At 35.5% G+C, this 22,458-nt stretch carries 17 protein-coding genes and 1 tRNA gene; 6 read left to right on the top strand and 12 right to left on the bottom strand.

Features of this window, described 5'->3' with window-relative positions; translation table 11 throughout:
• Nucleotides 1-25: 25 nt before the first annotated feature.
• The 6 genes from RU87_RS05375 to RU87_RS05350 all read right to left on the bottom strand — a co-directional run bounded on the left by RU87_RS05375 (nt 26) and on the right by RU87_RS05350 (nt 11,774).
• Nucleotides 26-4,642, bottom strand: coding sequence for a CDP-glycerol glycerophosphotransferase family protein (locus tag RU87_RS05375; RefSeq protein ID WP_068162084.1), 4,617 nt, complete (start codon nt 4,640-4,642; stop codon nt 26-28).
• A 19-nt stretch (nt 4,643-4,661) separates the two neighbouring features.
• Entirely contained in the window at nt 4,662-5,471 is an 810-nt protein-coding gene (locus tag RU87_RS05370; protein WP_068162081.1) for an ABC transporter permease, read from the bottom strand.
• Complete coding sequence (locus tag RU87_RS05365) at nt 5,471-6,853, bottom strand: ATP-binding cassette domain-containing protein (RefSeq protein ID WP_068162079.1); 1,383 nt, start codon at nt 6,851-6,853, stop codon at nt 5,471-5,473. Before RU87_RS05365 ends, RU87_RS05370 begins: the two co-directional genes overlap by 1 nt.
• 222 nt (nt 6,854-7,075) lie before the next feature.
• The gene (locus RU87_RS05360) at nt 7,076-8,224 is read right to left on the bottom strand and encodes an amidohydrolase (RefSeq protein WP_068162076.1); all 1,149 of its coding nucleotides are present in this window, start codon (nt 8,222-8,224) and stop codon (nt 7,076-7,078) included.
• 219 nt (nt 8,225-8,443) lie between these two features.
• A complete protein-coding gene (holA, locus tag RU87_RS05355) occupies nt 8,444-9,445 on the bottom strand; it encodes a DNA polymerase III subunit delta (protein ID WP_068162073.1) in 1,002 nt (333 codons plus the stop codon).
• On the bottom strand, nt 9,432-11,774 hold the full coding sequence (locus tag RU87_RS05350; RefSeq protein WP_068162070.1) for a DNA translocase FtsK: 2,343 nt from the start codon (nt 11,772-11,774) through the stop codon (nt 9,432-9,434). Before RU87_RS05350 ends, holA begins: the two co-directional genes overlap by 14 nt.
• A gap of 224 nt (nt 11,775-11,998) precedes the next feature.
• Here RU87_RS05350 and RU87_RS05345 point away from each other — a divergent pair, with 224 nt between their 5' ends.
• Entirely contained in the window at nt 11,999-12,787 is a 789-nt protein-coding gene (locus RU87_RS05345) for a Cof-type HAD-IIB family hydrolase (RefSeq protein ID WP_068162067.1), read from the top strand.
• A gap of 102 nt (nt 12,788-12,889) precedes the next feature.
• Here RU87_RS05345 and pta read toward each other — a convergent pair whose 3' ends face one another.
• The 4 genes from pta to RU87_RS05325 form a co-directional block, all read right to left on the bottom strand.
• Nucleotides 12,890-13,873, bottom strand: a complete 984-nt coding sequence (gene pta / locus RU87_RS05340) for a phosphate acetyltransferase (protein ID WP_068162064.1) — start codon at nt 13,871-13,873, stop codon at nt 12,890-12,892.
• 92 nt (nt 13,874-13,965) lie between these two features.
• The gene (gene udk / locus RU87_RS05335; RefSeq protein ID WP_096835825.1) at nt 13,966-14,589 is read right to left on the bottom strand and encodes a uridine kinase; all 624 of its coding nucleotides are present in this window, start codon (nt 14,587-14,589) and stop codon (nt 13,966-13,968) included.
• Between the two features lie 241 nt (nt 14,590-14,830).
• Entirely contained in the window at nt 14,831-15,604 is a 774-nt protein-coding gene (locus RU87_RS05330; RefSeq protein WP_068162059.1) for a DUF1295 domain-containing protein, read from the bottom strand.
• Nucleotides 15,605-17,389 (bottom strand): DegV family protein, encoded by a 1,785-nt coding sequence (locus tag RU87_RS05325; protein WP_068162057.1) that lies wholly within the window; start codon nt 17,387-17,389, stop codon nt 15,605-15,607. It lies immediately after the preceding gene.
• A gap of 269 nt (nt 17,390-17,658) precedes the next feature.
• Here RU87_RS05325 and RU87_RS05320 point away from each other — a divergent pair, with 269 nt between their 5' ends.
• The 5 genes from RU87_RS05320 (at nt 17,659) to RU87_RS05300 (ending at nt 21,656) form a co-directional block, all read left to right on the top strand.
• Nucleotides 17,659-18,720 (top strand): ATP-binding cassette domain-containing protein, encoded by a 1,062-nt coding sequence (locus RU87_RS05320; RefSeq protein WP_068162054.1) that lies wholly within the window; start codon nt 17,659-17,661, stop codon nt 18,718-18,720.
• Entirely contained in the window at nt 18,717-19,427 is a 711-nt protein-coding gene (locus tag RU87_RS05315) for an energy-coupling factor transporter transmembrane component T family protein (protein ID WP_068162050.1), read from the top strand. The genes RU87_RS05320 and RU87_RS05315 overlap by 4 nt, the downstream gene beginning before the upstream one ends.
• Before the next feature lie 56 nt (nt 19,428-19,483).
• Nucleotides 19,484-20,479, top strand: a complete 996-nt coding sequence (locus tag RU87_RS05310) for a Gfo/Idh/MocA family protein (RefSeq protein ID WP_068162048.1) — start codon at nt 19,484-19,486, stop codon at nt 20,477-20,479.
• On the top strand, nt 20,463-21,554 hold the full coding sequence (locus RU87_RS05305; RefSeq protein ID WP_068162043.1) for a DEAD/DEAH box helicase: 1,092 nt from the start codon (nt 20,463-20,465) through the stop codon (nt 21,552-21,554). Before RU87_RS05310 ends, RU87_RS05305 begins: the two co-directional genes overlap by 17 nt.
• A 30-nt stretch (nt 21,555-21,584) precedes the next feature.
• Nucleotides 21,585-21,656, top strand: a tRNA-Arg gene (locus RU87_RS05300).
• A 126-nt stretch (nt 21,657-21,782) separates the two neighbouring features.
• Here RU87_RS05300 and RU87_RS05295 read toward each other — a convergent pair.
• Nucleotides 21,783-21,980: a hypothetical protein gene (locus RU87_RS05295; RefSeq protein ID WP_068162041.1), complete on the bottom strand. Its 198-nt coding sequence runs from the start codon at nt 21,978-21,980 to the stop codon at nt 21,783-21,785.
• A 118-nt stretch (nt 21,981-22,098) separates the two neighbouring features.
• Complete coding sequence (locus RU87_RS05290; protein WP_068162038.1) at nt 22,099-22,359, bottom strand: hypothetical protein; 261 nt, start codon at nt 22,357-22,359, stop codon at nt 22,099-22,101.
• Nucleotides 22,360-22,458 lie beyond the last annotated feature (99 nt).

Genomic DNA, 22,458 nt, shown 5'->3' with positions numbered 1-22,458 from the left:
ATATTTATTTTTATTGCTACATAATTTAAGCGTTTGTATTATCATTATTAATATAGTGATAAAATTGACCGAGAGCTTTTTGATTATAATTGTAACCATCAAAGTGAGCATACTTATGGCTTTCAGACATCATCTTGTCCATTGCTATCGAAAGCTCATCTGGCTGGTCTCCTGCAGCAACCATGCCAAGAGCCCCATCTTCCAAAACATGGACAGATTGTTTCAGATTAGAAGAAACAATTTTTTTATTTAAAAGTAAAGTTTCCAAAAGGACCATTGGTTGGCCTTCCCAAATTGAAGGAAATACAAAAAAGTCAGATTGACGGATAACATTGAACGGATATGACAGTTGGCCTGCTAAGAAAAAATGATTTTGAAGTTCAAATTCTACAATTTTTTTGCTTAACATTTTTTCTAAAGGTCCTTTACCTAGAACTAATATGCGTAGATCAGGATGTTTTGAGACCAGTTTTTTTGTTGCTTTTAGCAATGCCAATTGATTTTTTTCAGGAGATAACCTCCCCATTGTGACAAAAACGGTATCAGTTGGCTTAACTATGTCTGTAATATTGTGGGATAATTCTTTCAAATACTTTGTTTCACAAATATCAAATTCATCTTCAAAAACGAACCCTGTAAATTTTTGATTCTCAATATAGAAATATTTACCACTTTTACAGCTAATAATTTTAAACGCACTAACTTCTGAAATTGAGACCAGTGAATAATTCTTACTGATAATATCATCAATTGTTGCATATAGTTTGATTTGATCAAACTTAGCTGATAGCAAGGCAGAGAAATCTTTATCTGTAATATAAAAATCATCCGTGACTGCTACTTTTGGCATGACAAAAGTAGCCTCTTGGTCTAAAAGTTTATCGCCTAAAATCCATCCGATAATACGGTTTTCATCTCTTACACGGATCCATTTCTCTCCATTGGACAGTTGAAGCATCCCATCTATTGATTTAATTACGTCACGTGTGTAAGGAGTTCCCTCCATTTTTTCAATCAAGTTTCCTGGTTTGTAATAATTACCTTGTGGCTCAAACCTAAATTTATCATATGCAATGGGTTCAAAAAATGATAATCTTTCACTAATAGGTAAACGTAGATTTTGTTCAGAGCTATAATCTTGATAAGAAGCGATGTTAATTAATGCCTCATTAATCCATCCTACAAACTGGTCCTCTATATATAGACTGACATATCTCAACCCATGATATAAAGTTGCAATTTTTTTAGTTTTAAACACTCTATTTGCTAATAAGGTTGTCGTTGATATTTTTACATTTTCAGCTTGTCTATCATAAGGCCGCTCACAGATGATATCGCGTTTATTTTTCAAACTCACAAATGCTTCATAATTTTGTTCATCGATTATTAAAGGTTGATCATCATATGCAACTAAATTTGATTTAAATTCAGGAGTAATTTCAAAAGATGTAAACTTTCCATCAATCAAAGCATCATAATATTGTATATCCGCTTCAAAATGTTGTCGTATGACAAATAAGTGTGTGTTTTCATTAATAATTTCTTGATGTCCTCTAATTATTACTTGAATATCTTTGAGGACTTTATAATTTTTAAAGAGCCAATGACAGATTAATGCACTATCTGCCTCAACATATATAGATCGATTTGCAGATTTAAATTCGTAAACTTTACCTATTTTGGCAAAATGTTTATCTGCGTAATGGTATTGAGCAATACAACCTTTAGATAATTTTTCTTTAGTAGTTGTTCTCAGATCTGAGAACACTTCAATTTCATCCTTATCTTGCGTTAAACTAATAACATCACCCTGCATAAGACTCTCACATGAAGCATTGACATCACTAGGTAAAAACTGTGACAAAAACTCAATATTGGTTGCTGCTATCCACCCAATATTTCTCGTAGCATCACCAATTTTAGCAAAATATTGGTTTCGTCTAAACCTGATATCTTTAATCTCATAAAATACATCATGTGGTAATAGATAAGATTGACTCTTGTTTGCAGTTAATGTCTTAAATATATCAAAAGTTTCACCATGTTCAACATGTCTAATTCTGCCGAACTTAGAAAAATGCTTAGCAATAACAGGCTGATATAAGTAGCTATTCTTATCAGTTACTTTATCTATTTCAATAATTTTTATATTGCGTTTATTTGTAATATAAGAATTGCCATCAAGAATAATGCTATAATATTCAGCTCCGCGGACATTAACAACACAATTTATGACTACTACCTGATATTTTTGTACTTGAATTTTTTGAGAATAATCAAAAATTTTATCCTCTACTGAATTGAATATATAAATGAAGTCGTGTAAAAGATAACCATGCATATCGACATCTTGAGATAATATTTTAAAACCTTCACTCGATTTCATAAAATTAGCAGACTCGGTCCATCCTACAGGCCTATTATCTATTAGCACATACATATAATTAGTCCCGTAATAATCTAACTCAGCTGCTTTCGTTATCATTTGTGTTGCACTTAATGTTAACTCAAAATGATCATCATAATCAGCCTCTAGTCCCTGTTTAAAAGCAATAATTTCTTGTTCAGATCTAATAAACACTTGCTGATGCGTTTTTGAAATAGCATATGCTTGAGCAGATTCATTATCGATCCCATTTAAAACACGGTCAATATTAATTGAATTATTGATATATATCATCTGCTCTGGTCTGACATATTCACTTAGTTTTTCTTTATTAATTTCATTTAGTGCTTGTGAAACACTTGCCAAATAATCAAATTTACCATATATTGAAAAAAGTCCTAATAGATCATTTCTTAAGGGGTATACACCATCCACTTTTCGATTTGTTTCTGCAAATAAATCATTATGCATATAGCATATTTTCACTTGAGTATCCAATGCGACTAAATACTTAGCCCAAAAATATGAATATCCTGAAAAATCAACTGCAACATCAAAAGTTGCATTTCCAAATAACCGTCTCGCTTCTCTTTCATATGCTTCTTTTGGATAATATGTATCAATATCAAATTCAAACGGATTATTTTTTAACATCCTATCATGCACATTTTCCGAAATAGTATAAACTGGTAACCCTGGTTTAAACATTTTTCTAGCATTAGGATGAAGTCTGGCCCAATTATCTCTGATTTCCTTGAGTTTAGAGTCATGAAGGAAAATAGTAACATCATATTTATCATAATCAATCTGATTAATCAGATTAAGAAATGAACTTGTGATACCATTGTCCATTAATGCTCCAGCATGGAATAAAATTTTCTTTTTAGAATGTGTAGGAGAAACACACTTTATATGACTATAATCTTGTTCAAAAATAGCCGAAACATATTCCTGGATCATTTTATCATCTTCATGTGGTACATATTCTGCAACAAATTTTTCATAAGCATCAGCGTATGCTTCTTGAATATCAGATACACTATATAGAGCTTTTTTTAGAGACTCTAAATCTTTAAGCTTCGGTCCAGGTAATTCCGAATCCGCTATATAACTACCTCTATCATTTTTATAGATATCTGAATCCCAATGAAGGAATAAAATAGGTCTACGTGTTACTAAAAAATCAAAAAAGACTGAACTATAATCTGTGATTAAGAGATCTGTTACCTTAAATATTTCGTTACTATCGTACTTATTAGAAATTAAATAAGGTTTCAACTCTGCATTATCTTTTAATTCTTTAAAAAGAAATGGATGCACTTTAATTAAGAAGTTGAAATCATCATTTGATTCATTGATATAATTAATTAAAGCAATCAAATAATGACTATTGTCTTTAGCATCGTTAACATCACTACCTTGCCATGTTGGCATATAAATGTAATTTGGTTTATTTTCATCAATCAGCAGTCCATCAATCTTCAAACGTTCTAAGATTTCTTCTGAAGTTTGATACTGAGATAAATCATTTCGTGGTAAACCATTTTCTAAAATAGTCCCTTGCCATAATTCATTTAACTTATAGTCTTCTAAGAACACACGTGACGTAAAGGCATTTGGCGATAAAATATAATCTGCCATCAAAAAATTTCTTCTGACATTTTGCGCATTAACCATATCTTGTACGTACGCATCTCCCATATATTTTAAAGGAGTACCATGCCAAGTATTAACATAAATTTGATCTGATTTTTTTATAAAAAATGAATTAAATGTTGAATTATTTATTAAATATTTCGCTGATAATAAAGCATCCACATATTCAAAGGTATTACGTTCAACTAATTTTATGTTACTAGACAAGTTATTAATGTCAGTGAAATGTTTGAAATGATCTTTATCATAGATAATAACATGTTGAAATGAATCAAACTTTACATCATTAATTAAAAAATTAAAAATACTTTTTGGGGAATCTGTAAAACTGGTACCATCTCGTACCTCGTACAATATCAATTTATTGTTGACTTGAATCTTGTCAAATTGCCCTGCATAATATTCTCTTAGTTTAGCTTGTTCATTACTAGAAATCTGTTGGATAACATCTTGTTCATATTTTTTTATCTTAGCATCCAATTTTTTTTGTCGCTTAATAACCTTTTGTTTATCAGCAACAGTTTCAATATGAAATTGTTCTTTAACTTTTTGTCTAAACTTTTTTGGTAGTAGAATTCTTACTGTTTTTCTGACGCCCATAAATCACCTCTTGCCTAAATTACAAATAATCTGATATTCTATCTCTAATCTTCATGTGTATATTCGATGCAATAACCAAAATGATGATTAATAATAGGATAAAACTGACATTGTACATCCCTTTTTCCCAGAACCACTCTCTACTGAAAGCGATGTCCCTAAACCCTTCTATAAGAAAATAAAAAGGATTAATTAACTGGGATTGAATCAAAAATTTGGGGATAACATGAAATTGATCTAAAGAAAAGATAACGCCTGATCCATACATCAAAAATCTGAAAATATAATTTAAAAAGAACTTAAAATCTGGAAATACAATTTCTATAGATGAACACAGCATAGACATTGATAAAGAGAATAAAACTAATAATGGGAAGTAATATAATATCTGTAACCAATATATAGATGGATAATAGCCTGAAAATGTCGCAATGATTAATCCCATACCTACCATAATATACAATTCTGTGAGAAAGCCAAACATCGAAGAAGTAGGCATAATACTAATTGGAAATTTCATTTTTGCTGTAGTTTTAAATTTTGTAGAAACACTTTTTGCCCCAACAACAATTACACGTTGCATAAAAGAGTAGACACCCATCCCAATAAACATCCATGATAAAGGTGGTAAGCCATCTGGTGCTGTTCGATGCATTAGCATACCAAAAATAATATAGTTTATCGCTAATTGTACTAATGGATCCAAAATTTCCCATAATCTACCTAGTTTGTTCTGCATTGATGTACTTTTAGTACTATACCTGGATAAATTAATTGCAATCGGAAGATATTTGACTTGTTCTTTTAAATAAAGACCTACATCTTTCATTATTGTCCTACTCCTTCATTATCTTTTGCTGTAGATGAGTCCGTTGAAGCTGGTATTTTTATCACTTGACCAGGGTAGATCAAATTAAAATCTATATCTGGGTTCAAGGCTTGAATGCTTTCTACACTGATCCCTTTATTATCGGCAATACTGCTAAGAGAATCACCATCTTGAATCGAATATGTGCTATCTGTTACCGCTTTATTTTCTTTCGAGCTTTCTGTAGACGATTTCTTTTTGCTGTGAGAAGATGATGCTTTCTTTTTATTAGTCATAGATGATTGATTACTATTAGATTTTTTACCTCTCCCTTGATTTTTTGTCACGGGTTTAGCTTTAAATAAGTGGTTAGTCACGAAGTCAAATGGAGATTTAATAGAATCTGAGACAGTAACGTCACTTAGTGAAACGAGCATGATCCAAATAAAAGTAATGCTAGCTAATGCTACGAAGCATTTTGATAACAGTGATAATTTGTGGTTATCTTTACTATTGTTTAATCCAACTGTCAGCACTTTACCCATCTGTCTGCTTCTAGTATTATTTTGAGAAATGATATCATTCTTGAGTACATCAACAGAATAATCTAGCTGTGCTTGCCTTTGTGTATTTTTGTACTGATCTTGCTCTTTTTTAGACAATTTTTTGAACCATTTTGCAAATTGTTCGTATTCAGGTATCACCTCTTCAGCTGTCCCATAAGCCTTAACTTCACCATAGTTCAACCAGATAACTTTATCACACCATTCTTTAGTCGTGCGCATATCATGTGACACGAGCAAGATCGTCTTACCTTTATCCCTAAATTCAAACATCTTAGCTTTTGATTTATCAACAAACGTCTTATCTCCAACAGACAACCCCTCATCAATAATCATAATATCAGTATCTTGATGTACCATAATTGAAAAACCAAGTTTAGCTTTCATACCCGACGAATAAGTTTTGACAGGCTGATCAATAAACGGCCCAAGTTCAGAGAATTCGATGATGTCATCCATTTTTGCTTTGATTTCTTTGTTGGTCATCCCAACCATCAAAGCTTTTAAACGAATGTTTTCACGTCCTGATAAATTATTTTCCATACCTGCATTTGCTGCAATGATGGATACATCACCATTTATTTCAACTTGTCCTGTAGTTTGAGCTATCTGTCCACTGATAATATTTGAAAGTGTTGATTTTCCAGCGCCATTTAAGCCAATAATTCCGACACATTCACCTTCATATACAGTAAAACTTATATTACGTAAAGCCCAAAAATCTGTTTGATTCTTATCATTTACACCGATTAAAGATTTCACTTTATTACCACTATTTTTTACTGGTAATAACTCAAATTTCTTAGTCAAATATTGAGCTTTAATTTTACTGATCTTCACTTTTTTGTCCTTTTTCATTCCAAAACTATAATAATGTTATTATTTTTAAAAATACTATCACTACATTATAACATTTTTAAAAATTTATGTCTCATTTATTTAACAAAAAAACGTCATACATACCAATATTCTATGCCTATTTATCTTAATTTGTACTAACAGATATTGACTCTGAACACTCGTTTTTCTAATGTAATACTTTCGTAATTTTGATTTTTTTTGTTATTTTTCTTTCAGTTTCATTATAAGAGATAACGCATTATTCACATAATAATCAACTGCTGTAATGATTGTCTCATCTTTCACAGTCATGTTGGAAAAATGGAGGCCAGGACTGCCTGGTGCGTTACTCCCAATAAATGCAAATACACCTGGTATCTGATCTTGATAAATCGCAAAATCTTCTCCTGCATTTGAAGGGGCAGGCACGACAACATCTTTATGCCAAGTTTGCATCTCCTGATACAAAAAATCGGTTAATTCTGGATCATTATAGGTCACATTAGCTCCAAATATCCAATTAATATCAACAGACACCCCATAGGCTGCAGCGACATTTTCGACCACTTCATAAAACCGCTTTTTAGCAAGTCGCCGATCTGCTTCATCAAATGTCCTAATTGTGCCTTCAAATATCGCTTGATCAGGCAGTACATTCCAAGTATTACCTGCCTCGACATGCGTAACTGATAAAACCATTGGCTGTTGGGGATCAATATTTCTCGATACAATTTGTTGTAAACTTGATATAATCGCTGCAGTTGCCACAATACTATCACATCCAGATTGTGGATAAGCTGCATGAGAGCCGATACCTTTTACGGTCACATAAAACTGATCTACTGCTGCCATGATCCCTTTTTCTCTTATGCCAATCTGACCTACAGGTAATTCTGGCATATTATGGTAGCCAATAATGACTTGTACATCTGATAATACACCCGTCTCTAAAATCTCACGAGCACCTTGATGTGTTTCTTCTGCTTGTTGAAAAATCAGTTTGACGGTTCCGGTGAGTTCAGATTCTAGTTGTTTTAAACGTTTTGCTGCACCTAATAAACTCGTTTGATGTAGATCATGACCACATGCGTGCATGACACCTTTCGTTTTAGACGCAAAAGACAATCCTGTATGTTCAACAATCGGTAGTGCATCAATATCTGCTCGCAAAGCAATAACAGGCTGGCCACTCCCTATTTGTGCAACAACCCCTGTTTTGAGTCCCGTCTCTAAAATCGTAATATCAAGCGACGTTAAGTACTCACTTATAAACCGCGTTGTTTCATATTCTTGTCCTGATAATTCAGGGTTTTCGTGAATATAGTGGCGAATGGCAACTAATTCATCGTAATGTTCTTGTGAAATTGGCATAATTTTTCCTCCTCGGATGCGATGTTAATCGGTTTATATTTATAGTATTACAATAATTCTCTAATCTTACAATGATAAAGTATGCTATCTAAACGACTAATGACTGACATGATAACTAAAACATCAACAATCATGATAGGTAGCGCATCTGCTAGTCTATAATTATTGTATCGCAAGTATAAAAAAATAGTGATACCAAAGGGTAATCACTATATACGATTATTTTATACCAGATAAACGAATCAGTACCATATCCATCAAAAACGCCTTATCTGCTTGACCTGATTTTATTTTAAAATCAGTATCTATGAGAAATTGCAAGGCATGTGCCAAAAACTGCTTATCTCTATTTTTCGCCGGTCCTACTAAAAATCTTAATCTATATGGATTAATTTTTAAATAAGCTATCATCTGGCTTTCAGTATAACGCTTATCTAATAATAATTTTATTTGGTAATACAATCGAAAATTATTTGTCAATATTGCCAATAATTTGATTTCATCTTCACCTTGTAAGACTAAATCCGCCACTAACTGTCTCGCATCAGCAGTCTTTCCTTTTAAAATAAGATCAGTTAAATCAAAAATATTATCTGCTAATGATTTGGGTACCGCGAGTTCAACATCATCGCTTGTCACCTCTCGACCATCTGCAAATGTCTTAACTAAGGCAATATTTTGACGAATCACAGCAAAACTATGATTAGATTTGTCGATGATGAGATTAACAATATCTGCTCCCATATTAGCGTTTTTCTGAAAGTATTGGCTTAATTCGTTTTGTTTTAATGGCGTTGCAATCAAGTTAAGTGCGACTTGCTTTAACTGTTTAACAATACGGCGTTTACCATCGAGTTTACCATGACAGATGATCACTAATCGAGTTGATGCTAAAGGATTATCTAAAAATGCAGCTAGTCGCTCAAGTTGTTGCTCTGAAAACACAGTCTTTTTAACAGTCGTCACATCCCATAGATTTTCAAATACAACGAGCATCTCATCACCAAAAAAAGGTAAACTTTCTAATTCTTCGATTGCCAAATCAGGATCAGTTTCTGTCAGATCGAAATAAGACTGTGACAAATCTGTTGGATCAAAGTTTAGTTTAGCCATTAATTGGCTTTTTAACTCGCTAATGATATCCTCATCTTCACCAGATATAACGATAAATTGAGGCATATTTGTCATAGATAATCTTGCCAGCTCATCAAATACTGTCATCTAACTCTCCACTCGTTTGCGCATTAGCTGGCTCATCTAGATGTGCAACTAATACTTTTCTTGGCTTAGTACCCTCTGCAGGTCCAATAATACCTGCTGCTTCTAATTCTTCCATAATTCGAGTTGCCCGGTTAAATCCCGTTGATAAACGACGTTGTAGCATAGAAGCAGAAGCTTTTTGATACTCTACAACCAGTTGCTTAGCTTGTTCAAACAAAGGATCACCTGAATCGCTTTCTGAGCTCGACATATTGCCATCAAAAGTACGTGCATCATCATCAGCTGCCTCACCAGGATCAAACGTTTCATCATAATCTGCACTAGCTTGATCTTTGATGAAATTCACAACACTTGCGACATCATCATCAGATAAGAAGGCGCCCTGCAATCTCAGTGCATGGTTCTCATCAATGGGTTTGAAGAGCATATCACCACGACCTAGTAATTTTTCAGCGCCATTCGCATCTAGTATCGTACGTGAATCTGTTCCAGAAGATACAGCAAAGGCAACACGACTTGGTACATTTGCCTTGATTAAACCACTGATAACATCTACTGATGGTCTTTGTGTCGCAAGTATCATATGAATGCCTGCTGCCCTTGCTTTTTGCCCAATTCTAATAATCGCATCTTCTACTTCTTTTGATGCAACCATCATCAAGTCTGCAAGTTCATCCACGATGACGACGATCAATGGTAAAGTCTGTTGTTTTTCTATATTTTCAGCATTATATTTCTCAACTTTTGCATTATAGCCTTCTATATTGCGTGAGCCAACGCGACGAAAGAGTTCATAACGATTTTCCATCTCATCTACAATTTTTTGTAGCGCACGTGCTGCTTTACGCGGATTGGTCACCACAGGTATTAAAAGATGTGGAATATCATTATAAACATCTAACTCTACCATTTTTGGATCAATCATCAAGAGCTTGACCTGACTAGGTAAGGCTTTCATTAAAATACTGGTAATGATACCATTCACAGCAACAGATTTACCAGATCCAGTTGAACCAGCGACTAAGATATGTGGCATTTTAGCTAAGTTAAACGTTTTAATTGAGCCATCAACTGCTTTACCTAAAGGTACTTCTAATAATTGATGTGGATCTGTCTTGGCACTCTCCCACATCTCACGGAACCCTACCATGGCAACTTCCGCGTTAGGAATTTCGATACCGACTAATGATTTACCTGGTATAGGGGCTTCTATCCGGACATCCTTAGCTGCTAATGCAAGTGCTAAATCATCTTGAAGATTTAAAATCCGACTGACTTTAACACCTGTTGCTAACTTAATCTCATACTTTGAAACAGATGGGCCAACAACTGCCGATTCAACTGTCGCTTGTATACCAAAACTGCTAAAGGTCATCTCTAATATTTTGATGTTTGTCTGCACATTACTGCGTTCATTAGCCTGATTTTTAACAGGTGTTGGGGCAAGTAATGCCACATCAGGCAACTGATAATGTGACAACGTTTGTGCCTGTGTAAATGTGATTGGTTGTTCATCAGTTAATCTATCATCTGGCATGTCAGGTGTTATAATCTCACCAGTCTCTTGATCATAATCGTACTCAGGCATCACAATCTCTGGTTCATTCGCTGTAATAAAATCATATGGTACAGGTGGTTCAATCAAAGTCGGAGCGACAACAGGCTCATCAAACATGTTATCTTGAGCATTTGTAACATCTCTCAACTCTTGTTTGGCAATTTTTCGAGCTTTGCGATCTGAATGGTGCTGCTGAACTTTATCTGTTATTGATTTGAAAAATGATTGCCAAAAATTAGGCGCCAAGAAATAAAGCCCTAAAAGTAGGCATAGTCCTGAAATCAAGTAAACCCCTATCACCGATACCAATACCTTAATCGGCGCATATAGCAAATGCCCCAACATACCTGCACCAGCGAACTCCGTTACTTTCATTTTTAAAAATTGACTAGAGACGACCTGCCAAGTATGACTAGTCCCTGATACTTTATCAAAATAGGCTTGAAAACTTAAAACCAATGATAAAAAAATCAGAACAGCACCTAAAATTGGTCTACCAGATCGATCTGACTTATCTTTTTTAAAGAAAGTAGCTAACATAACGGCAACTAATCCAAAAATAAACACATAAGCCAAACTCCCCACTATAATGCGGTTAAAATTATATAACATGATACCGATAACGCCTAATTTTGTTGCAGAAAATAAGAGTAAGAAAAGCACAACAAAGAAAGCAATTTTTTTGTTTCTTTCTGCTAATGCTGCTTGTGCTTTTTTAGATATTTTTCTATTTTTATTCGTTGTCGTTTTTCTTTGTGTTTTTTTAGCCATAATTGTCTATATTATACCATAATTCCTCCTTAGTTCATACGACCACATACCCTAATACTAGAAAGGCAGTCTATTTAATCTTATATAGATAAGCACTATTAAACAGCTTGTCCTCTTTACTTGATATGTGCTAAGATATCATCTAGGATATATCAACCGCTTAATTGATCAACTTTATGGGGTGATACTTGGCATTTTAAAGTAAAATAGTATAAAATATAATTATGGAAAACATTAATAAACACTATCATTCACTTGCTTTCTTTGATTTAGATGGCACGCTTTTAAATAAAAAAAGCCAGTTAGATAAAGACGTGATACAAGCACTTCATACAATACGTGATAAAGGTACATTACCGATTATTGCGACTGGTCGTGGACATTTTGAGTTGACGGAGTTGATGGCACTTTCTGGTATCACAAGTGCGATCGCCATGAATGGCCAATATATCATCATTGAGGGAGAGACACTCTACCATGACCCAATCGATGTCGCGCATATCACAAAACTAAAAGCACTAGCTGATGCTAAACAACAAGCCATGGCCTTCTATGATAAATCTGGTAACTGGGTTTCTCGTATGACACAGCTTGTTAAGGACGCATATGCCTACATCAATACGCCACTTCCTGGGATCAATGACACTAAACATTTAACAGATGAAGTCAATATGTTACTCGTATTTAGCGATCAACCAGAGGACGTCACTTATTATCGTGAGCACGTTCCAGAATTAGCTTACTTCAAAAACTCACCTTTTTCTATTGATATTGTTAATGCAGGATCAAACAAAGGAACTGGTGTGAACAAAGTCATAGATTTACTTGGATTTACTGGTAAAACCTATGGTTTTGGTGATGGCCCTAATGATATTGACTTATTGGCTAATGTTGATTATGCGACAGCGATGGGCAATGCCATAGATGAGCTTAAAACTACCGCTGATTTTGTCACAACTGCTAACACAGACCGCGGCATTATTAATGCATTTGAACACTGGGATTTGCTATAATCTAACACCTTTTCTAGTCTTAAACATCAAACTTTTATGCTTTTATATATAAAAAACCTACCAAATACTAGCATGTACTAGATAATTGGTAGGTTTTTTTGCTTACATTAATGCTTGTGCTGCTGTAATAATAGATAATTTATAAACGTCTTCTTCGTTTGACCCACGAGACAAATCTGACACTGGTTTATTTAACCCTTGTAAGATAGGACCAATCGCTTCAAAGTTCCCTAGACGTTGCGCGATTTTGTAGCCAATATTGCCTGATTGTAAATCTGGAAAGACAAACACTGTCGCATTACCGGCAACTTGCGAATCAGGAAACTTCAATCGACCAACTTCTGGTACAAACGCAGCATCAAACTGCATTTCACCATCAATTTTAAGATCAGGGCGACTTTCTTTAGCAAGTTTAGTTGCCTCGACCACTCTAGTTACATCGGGTGACGCACCAGAACCGTTAGTAGAGAAACTTAACATAGCCACACGAGGCTCGATATCAAACAACTGAGCCGTTTCTGCTGAATCAATCGCAATCTCAGATAGCGCCTTAGCATCAGGCTCAATGTTGATGGCACAATCACTAAAAATATATTTTTCTTTACCATAAGCACGTACCATCAAAAAGGCACCCGAAGTTCTAGATACACCAGGTTTAGTTTTAATGATTTGTAGCGCCGGCCTTACGGTATCAGCTGTTGAGTGAATTGCTCCTGAAACCAAGCCATCAGCAAGTCCCATATAGACAAGCATTGTGCCAAAGTAGTTGACATCTAATAAGATATCTCGTGCTTGTGCTTCTGAGACTTTACCACCACGACGTTCCACAAAAGCCGCAACCATCTTATCAAATTGATCATAATCAGCTGGATCAATAATCGTAAAACTTGATGATTGTAACCCTCGTGCACGCAAGGTCGCTGAAACTTCTTCTACGTTACCTAACAAAATCGGCGTAATTAATTCTTCTGCCTGCAAACGATATGCCGCACCAATAATGCGTGTTTCGATACCTTCTGGAAAGACTATTTTTAAGTGCTTTCCTGCAATTTTAGCTTTAAGTCCGTCAAACAAGTCATTCTTCATTAGTATGCTCTTTCCTAATAATATGTAAATTATTTATTTGTTCAAAAACAGTATAGCACAAAATATAAAACAATGTAAACGGTTTCGCTTGCTTATTTTTCCTTCAAAATTGCATCAATCTTTGTATTGATGATATCCAGACCAACTAGATTACTCACCCCTTCAGGAATGATTAAATCCGCATAGCGCTTGGTTGGCTCAATAAACTCATGGTACATAGGTTTAACAGCTGTTAAATACTGTTTGATGATACTATCTAGACTTCTATCACGCTCAGCCATATCTCGCTTAATCCGACGGATAATACGCACGTCATCATCAGTATCTACAAATATTTTAATGTCCATCATATCACGTAGTCTTTTATCATCTAAAACTAAGATACCTTCAACAATAATCACATCAACCGGATTTTGACAATATGTCTCTTTACTACGTGTATGTTTTGTGTAGTCATAAATCGGGATCGCGACTTCTTTTCCCTCTTGTAAGGCTTGGAGCTGTGTTAACAAGTAATCTGTATCAAAAGCAAAAGGATGGTCGTAATTCGTTTTCAGACGCTCTTCAAACGCCAAATGCGTTTGGTCTTTATAATAAGAATCATGAGCGATTAGCGCAATATGTTCATCAGAAAAATTGGCTAATATCGCTTGACTAACAGAACTTTTTCCAGATGCAGACCCACCCGCTACACCGATAATAATAGGTTTTTTAATCATAGAAATATTATAGCATATAACTATCCGCTGTTCTATGCTTTGCAGCTTGTTGTTAGCTTAATCAATCAAAAATATTTTATACTAGCTGAGAAATTAGCTAACTGATATCTGTTTACCAATGATTCTAAAAAAACTGTTTGGGCCTAACTTAATAGTTAGCCTGTCATTTTTCGCTAATAAAATACACATAACCAAAGTTTAACCCTGAATATGTGTATCTTCTATATTAATGAAAAACTTATAGTCCTTTTTTCCCGATAACTGGGAAAAATTTAGACGTTTTAGCTGCATAAGCTTTGAAGTCTTCTCGCTTTCGATATTTCTTTTCTAGTAAAGGCACACCAGAAACAAATAGTAACAAAAGTGTGATGATTAAGGGGCTAACTATTAACCAACTATTGCTAATACCTGTGACTGCTATCAGGAAAATACCTATCCAACAAGTTGCTTCACCAAAATAGTTAGGATGTCTCGTCAAACGCCACAAGCCAGTCGTTAAAAGCTTACCCTTATTAGCTGGATCCTTTTTAAACTGTTCCAGTTGATAGTCTCCTACCACTTCAAAGAAGAAACCAATGATCCACACGACACACCCAATGTATTGCCACCATCTCATCTCACTATCGATATGAGCAAACACATGCATGATAGGTAAAGCAATGATAAATAATAAGATACCTTGTAAAACAAAAACGTTTAGAAAAGCTTTAAGATAAACGAAGGATGTCCCCCATCTTTTTCTCATGTTCACATATCGATAATCCTCAGGTTTATGCCAATTTCTCCTCGCCAAATGCCAAAAGAGACGGCCTCCCCAAAGCGTTACCAAAATAAGGATAAGCGTTGATTGCATAGAAGATGCCTGAGCGATGAGGTAACTCACCCACGCGACAACTACAAACCCACTGCCCCAAGCAATATCTACGAGTGAATATTTTTTCTTGTATAGGCAGATAAGAAACCATATGATAAAGTAGACCAATAATGATAAAGCGATTTTACTATAAAACATTTACGACTCCTTCTTCATTCCTGCAACGGCAATACTACCGCTACCTGCGCTGATTGCTATGGCACCTGAGCTATCAACTACCTCACACGGTACATTTGTCAGGCTAACCAATCGCTTAGCTAGTCGATTGGCAACCTTAGGTGATGAGACATGTGTGACTGCAAGTGCTGCTAATTGTCCGTCACGCGCCATACGGCGCACCAACTTAACTATCTTATTGATAGTATGTTTTTGACTCAACCCAACGCCTTTCAAAATACCAGCCCCCACTTCATCTAAAGTGACGATAGGGACGATAGATAGACGTTTGGCAATTTGGCCAAGCACTTTTGGTATCCTGCCTGATTTGATCATCGGGTTTAGATCGGCGACAGCGACATAGATAAACGTCTGTGCTCGATAATCTTGAACGGCAGTAACTAAGTCTGAAAATGACGTGTCTTGCTCTGCTAATGCGACAGCTTTTTGTACCAACAACCCTTGGGCAGCAGAATTGGTTCTAGAATCCACCACCTGTATCCAATTTTCAGACAACTGTTTTTCCTTAATTCTTTGGGTAATTAATTGATAAGTCCCACTTAATTTTTTTGACACCGTTAATACTAAAACATGATCATACTTATCTTCTAAAAAGGATAGTAGCGCATCGACTGTTTGTATACTAGGCTGTGACGTTGTCAAGACTTGTCCTGCTTTTATTTTTTGATCGATTGTGTCCATATCCAGTGTCAACTTATCCAAAAAGGCTTGTCCATCACTTAAGATGTTGATAGGGAGACAGTGTACTTGATGTTGCAAGACATACTCATGTGGTAAATCTGCGATAGAATCTGTCACGATAGCAATACGAGAGGCTTGTGCTTTAGTGACCATATATTGGATGAGCATATCATCAACCTTTTGATAACTCACCAGAGCAAGTCGCTCAATCAAGGATAAGACTTGCATCGGTTGATTGGTATGTATGTGAATCTTCATCACATTTTCATTACCAATAACAATCAATGAATCCCCAAGACTAGCTAATGTAGCACGTATATCACTAGTTGAAACTTTAACATCATTTAAAATAAATTCTGTACAGTAGCGATACGTTGGTTTCTCTGTACTCACGTGCGCAAGCTGATTGTCTTGTTCAATCATTAACGACTCATGATCTTGATTATCCTCTTGGCTGTCGTTACAAAATGTCGTCGTCAAACCAGTGACAAAATAGTAAAATCCCTTAGCGCCAGAGTCCACTAGATTATTTTTTGTTAGGACTGCTAACTGTAACCTGGTATCTAACACCGCTTTTTCAAGCGCTTGATGCGCAAGCGTCAGTGCATCAGAAAGCGTATTTGTTTGTTCAAAGTGCTGACTTAAAGATTCGGCCCATACACGCATCACTGATAAGATAGTGCCCTCTTTGGGATTTTCTACTGCTTCATAAGCTTTTGATACCGCGCGCTTAACTGTTCTGACAAGCTTGACCTCAGCACACCCTTCCTCTTGATAATTTTCCGCCAAACCACTTAAATATTGAGCAAAAATCAACCCTGAATTCCCCCTAGCACCAACAATTGCTGCCGCAGAAACCTTATCTAATAACGCCTTTATAGATTCATTTTCTGATGGTACATCATTTAAAATAGCTTGCATCAACGAGGCAAGATTACTACCTGTATCACCATCTGCCACAGGGAATACATTGATATGATTTAATTCTATCTTATTTTGGATGACTAACTTAGCACCACTAAAGATACCTTGACACAGACGTTTTGTTGCTAACTCATTCATCATTACCAATCTCCCTCAAAGTATTATGTCAACGCATGTGCATCACGCATAATAGCATTTTCACAAAAACATTATAATTTTCTAATTTTTTAGTGTATATACTTCATTATAATGCTTTTATCAGGTAATGCAAATAATTCACCTTATGCGTTCGCATCATAACCTATCACATCGTCAATACCACTGCGATACCAGACAAATACGGTACAATCACGCGAGCTATCTTATATTTTGTATCAATTTAAACTGTTTTTTGGTAAAATAATCAGTATATGGAAAAAGAATTGATACTAACTATAGATAGCTTTAACATCTATCAGGATGAGAAAATCTTGATTAAAGGTGACATGGCTAGTGGCAAGACTCAGTTTTTACTCAGCATTGCACAACAACTACCCAAAAACCAGTTTGATTTTCTATCTCAAACTTTAAATGATAATTTTATTTCAGGCACAGTCGGGGAAAATCTTGCCTTTAACCTAGAAAATGATGCCGTACCAAGACATACTATCTTAACAAGTGTTAACACAACGGCTGACTTGTATGGATTAAGTGATCTGCTAGACTCGCAAGTAAATACCTTATCAACTTACCACAAACAAGTCCTTTCCTTGGCGCAAATCTTAATACATCCAACACCTATCTTACTTTTAGATGACCCCTACGCACTACCTGCTGACTACACTGGCACACTGATTGTCACTGGTGATTTTGATCCGGAGTTATTTGATCAAGTTATCGACTTATCCAAAGCCCCATCTAAATCAGAGCATATAGATACTGCGTGCGACTATACTCGGGCATTTAATCCCAACAAAGCCATTCTTTCAGTAACAGAGTTAGCCAAAGATATCAGTTTCAGCGTGTTTGAAGGTGAAAAAGTCATGATAACTGCACCACTTGATATCAGGATTGCTGATATGATAGCGGGGTTCTATGACACACCAGGTGAAGTCGATTATTATTATGAAGATATCACTCATCAAACGCTTGATAAAAGAGGGCGAAAAATAGGCTATGTCATGGCAAATCCCCAAGATATGATAGTTGTCAACAAGATTAGCAAAGCTGCAATTTCTGACGATATCTTAGCACTCTGTGGTCTCTCAGCGTTTAAGCACGACAAACTATCAACGCTTAGTTTTAGACAACAAAAATTATTTACCACAGCGTGTATTTTGATGCAAGACACACCTATCGTTATCTTTGATCAACCAGAGATAGCCTGCTTCTCTGAGATTCTACATTATCTAGACCAAAAAGGTGTTACAGTGATTTTGACCTCAGCTAGCAAATTGTTTTTACCACTGATGGATAGAGAGGTGCATGTATGAGACGTCTACACCTAACCCCGCTCACAAAATGTTTAGTTTTTTGTTTATCGACTGTTGCAGTGTTAATTTCAAACGATACACGATTTTTAGCAGTACTCGCGCTAATCTCGATGACTTGTTATGTCAGTCCAAAACTTAAATTGCGTATAAACCTAGTCATACTGGTACTACTTCATGTGCTTGTGATGTATCTCATAGATCCAGATCATGGTGTCAGTCTTTATCATTACAACATCACATGGCTTTATGATTTTACACTTCAGGAAGCACTTTATTTGGGAAATATCTTATGTAAAGATATCGTTATCCTCAATTTTTTACAATACTTTATTTTGACAAGTCAACCCTCAGAACTTGAGATTAGTCTTACACACCTTAAAGTACCTTATCGTATAGCGTATAAAATCGGACAATTTTTCAGTCTAGGTTCTCGATTTAATACTTTTTATACGCAACGCAAACAAGCGGCAATTGCACAAAATCATCCTTTTTCAAGGTATCGTGCTTTTATCCTTTTCATACAAACGACGCAACATAATGTCTTAACTTATCGACATTTTGGTAAAAAAAGGCACAGGACTTTTTATAACGCTTCAACACTTACAACATTTGATAAGGTTGTCCTACTCCTAGCTTTGTTTTCTGTTATAATTAGTATTAGTCTAGTCATCATAAATGGTGGGAGACTATGGAATCCGTTTTTATAATCCATAAGCTCATCATATGGGAAGCAACAAAAAAAATTAGAACGAGGCATAAGTAAATGAAATTAAAACTTGGTGTAATTGGTACTGGATGGATTTCACGTAACTTTATAGATGGCGCGATTGCCACAGGCAAATATGAGTTCTCAGCAGTCTATACGCGAAGATTAGAAACTGGTGTGACTTTTACTGAAGATTTCCACCATATAGATATATTTGATGAGCTAGCAGATATGTTGGCATCTGATTTAGATGTTGTTTATATCGCTAGCCCTAACTCACTCCACTTTTCACAAGCAAAAGCTGCGATTTTATCTGGTAAACACGTCATCGTTGAAAAACCAGCATTTTCAAATCCTACAGAACTTGACGAAATAGTGAAACTGGCTGCCGAAAATAAGGTATTATGTTTTGAAGCTGCAAGAAACCTACATGAAAAATCATTTGACGTGATTCGTCAATTTTTACAGGATAAAACAATCATCGGAGCTGATTTTACTTATGCTAAGTATTCATCAAGAATGCCCGCATTATTAGCAGGAGAGTTACCAAACAAGTTTAATCCCGCCTTTTCTGGTGGCTTGTTAGCTGACTTAGGTGTGTATCTTTTATATGCCGCACATGCCTTTTTTGGCAAACCTAAGTATGCGACTTATAAAGCACAACTACTCGATTCAGGCGTTGATCTATCAGGTATTGGCATTCTGAGTTATAACGGATTTGATGTCTCTATTAAAACTGGTGGCCATTATAATTCTTTTGTGCCATGTGAAATTTTTACAACAACTGGTACGCTAGTCCTAGATGCTGTGAACGCCATCAAATATGCACGTTTCATCTCTCTTGATGGGACAACATATGAATTACCGATTAAAACATCACCAAATAATATGCAAGAAGAAGCCTTAGATTTTGCCAACATCATGTTAGACCCAGATACAAGGGAAAACTTTGACAAATACGAAGAATGGCTGAATCTTGCCATTAATGTTGCCGAAACTAGCTATGCCATGCGAGAAAGTGCAGGAATCAAATTCGATGCTGACCAAAAATAACCTACCAGAAGTCTGGATGGATAGCTTAGCTAATATCTCTGAATTCACAGAGGTACAACACGCTTCATTTGATGCTATCTCATCTGGAAAAAATACACTAGCAACTAGTCCAACTGGTACTGGTAAAACTTTAGCCTATTTGCTGCCTAGTTTATTAGCTGTAAACAAAAAACAAGGCCAACAACTTCTTATTTTAGCGCCAAATAGTGAATTAGCGGGACAGATCTTTGAAGTCGTTAAATCACTTGCAACGCCTTTAGGACTTACAGCAAATCTAGTTATCTCTGGTGCCAGTATTAAACGCCAAATCGAGCGGATTAAAAAAGGACCAGAAATTATCGTTGCGACACCTGGTCGAGCGTTGGAGCTTGTCAAAGATAAAAAAATTAAGATGACGGCGATTAATACGATCATCTTAGATGAGGTGGACAATCTATTAGAAACCTCTCAGTGGCAGTTTGTAAAACAGATTATTAAAAGAACACCAAAAGCATATCAATTTATCGCATCCAGTGCGACTGCTCACCAAGTCTTTGAGCGTATGTCTGAGTTTGCACCTGACTTAGTTGAGATTAATGTTGCAAAAACTGAGCCTACAGTTGATCACTTTATGGTTAAAGTTGAAAATCGTAAGAAAATAGACTTGTTAAAACATATCGCCCACATCAAAGGGATGCGTGGTCTTGTATTCTTTAACCGCCTAGAAGATCTTGGTAATGCTGAAGAAAAACTAACGTTCCAAAATATCGCTGCGGTGTCTATCGCAAGTGATGTGAATGGTAGATTTAGAAAAACGATTATCGAGAAATTTAAATCCGGCCAAATCACACTACTCCTTGCGACAGATATCGCTGCACGTGGACTTGATATCGATGATTTGGACTATGTAATCAACTTTGATATCCCAGTAACAAACGAAAGTTACACCCATAGAGCAGGCCGTACAGGTCGTATGGGTAAAATAGGTCACGTCGTGAACATTGTTGGTAATTCTTTTGATGAAAAAAATGTCAAACACTACCAAAAACAAACTGAAAAAATACTTAAAGCTGGTGAATTTATCAGTCTAAAATGATATACTATACTGTGGTGATTCACCACATTTGTCCCTCTAGTATAACGGATATTACGGGCCCCTCCTAAGGGTTTGATGCTGGTTCGATTCCGGCGGGGGACATTATAATACGCTAAAAAGCCTTATAATATAAGGCTTTTTGTTTTGAATGTGCCAAAAAACTTTTTTTAAATCACACTATAATGATCAACTAACTTATCAAGCAATTCAGCAAGTTTCATAAGCTAGCTAGTTTTCATCCAAAAAATTTTGTATTTTTGTCATTCTGTCAATAACATCTGTAAACCATTTGTTGTTACCAGCTTTCCAGTTTTCAAGCGTTCTGTAAGGTATGCCTGTTCCCCTGGATAGCTCTGCTAGATTGCCGTTTTTGATATAGCTTTCTATCTCAGTAAGATTTACTATGATATCCTTATCTTTCTCCATACTTTTCTATATACTTCCTTTCTGCTTCTTTTCTAGATTTTATAGCTTTTTCTATCGTGTCAAAGTATCCCAAATGATGTTGTTTTCCAGCTATGGTTATATATACCCTATACTGACTTTAAAAGTCAGTTAATGAAGCGACTTCTTTTTTTATTAAACGTGTTAATTTCTGACCAAAGCGTCCCTTAACAGCAACTTTTAACGCTCTGGTAGAAGCACTTAAATTTGAAACCACGGGAGTAATTTTCATTTTACACTGATCTTGAATCTTAGTAGTATTACTGAGATTACGTTCAACAGCCGAAAACCCTTTCGACTTTATCGTTGCTTTTTGTATACTTTTTTCTAGTTCTCTATATGCATATTCGACAGCATCCATCACTTATCCTCCCATAGCTCTCATTTTCTGCCGAAAGTCCTGATCATTAGCATCTAGTGCTTGCTGCAAGCGTCTTTTTTCCTGATTCACAATCTCATC

The organism is Pseudolactococcus plantarum (genome assembly GCF_002441715.1).
Classification (GTDB): Bacteria; Bacillota; Bacilli; order Lactobacillales; family Streptococcaceae; genus Pseudolactococcus; species Pseudolactococcus plantarum.
The sequence above is the reverse complement of the archived record's forward strand: the minus strand, read 5'-3'. Positions and strand labels throughout refer to the sequence as shown.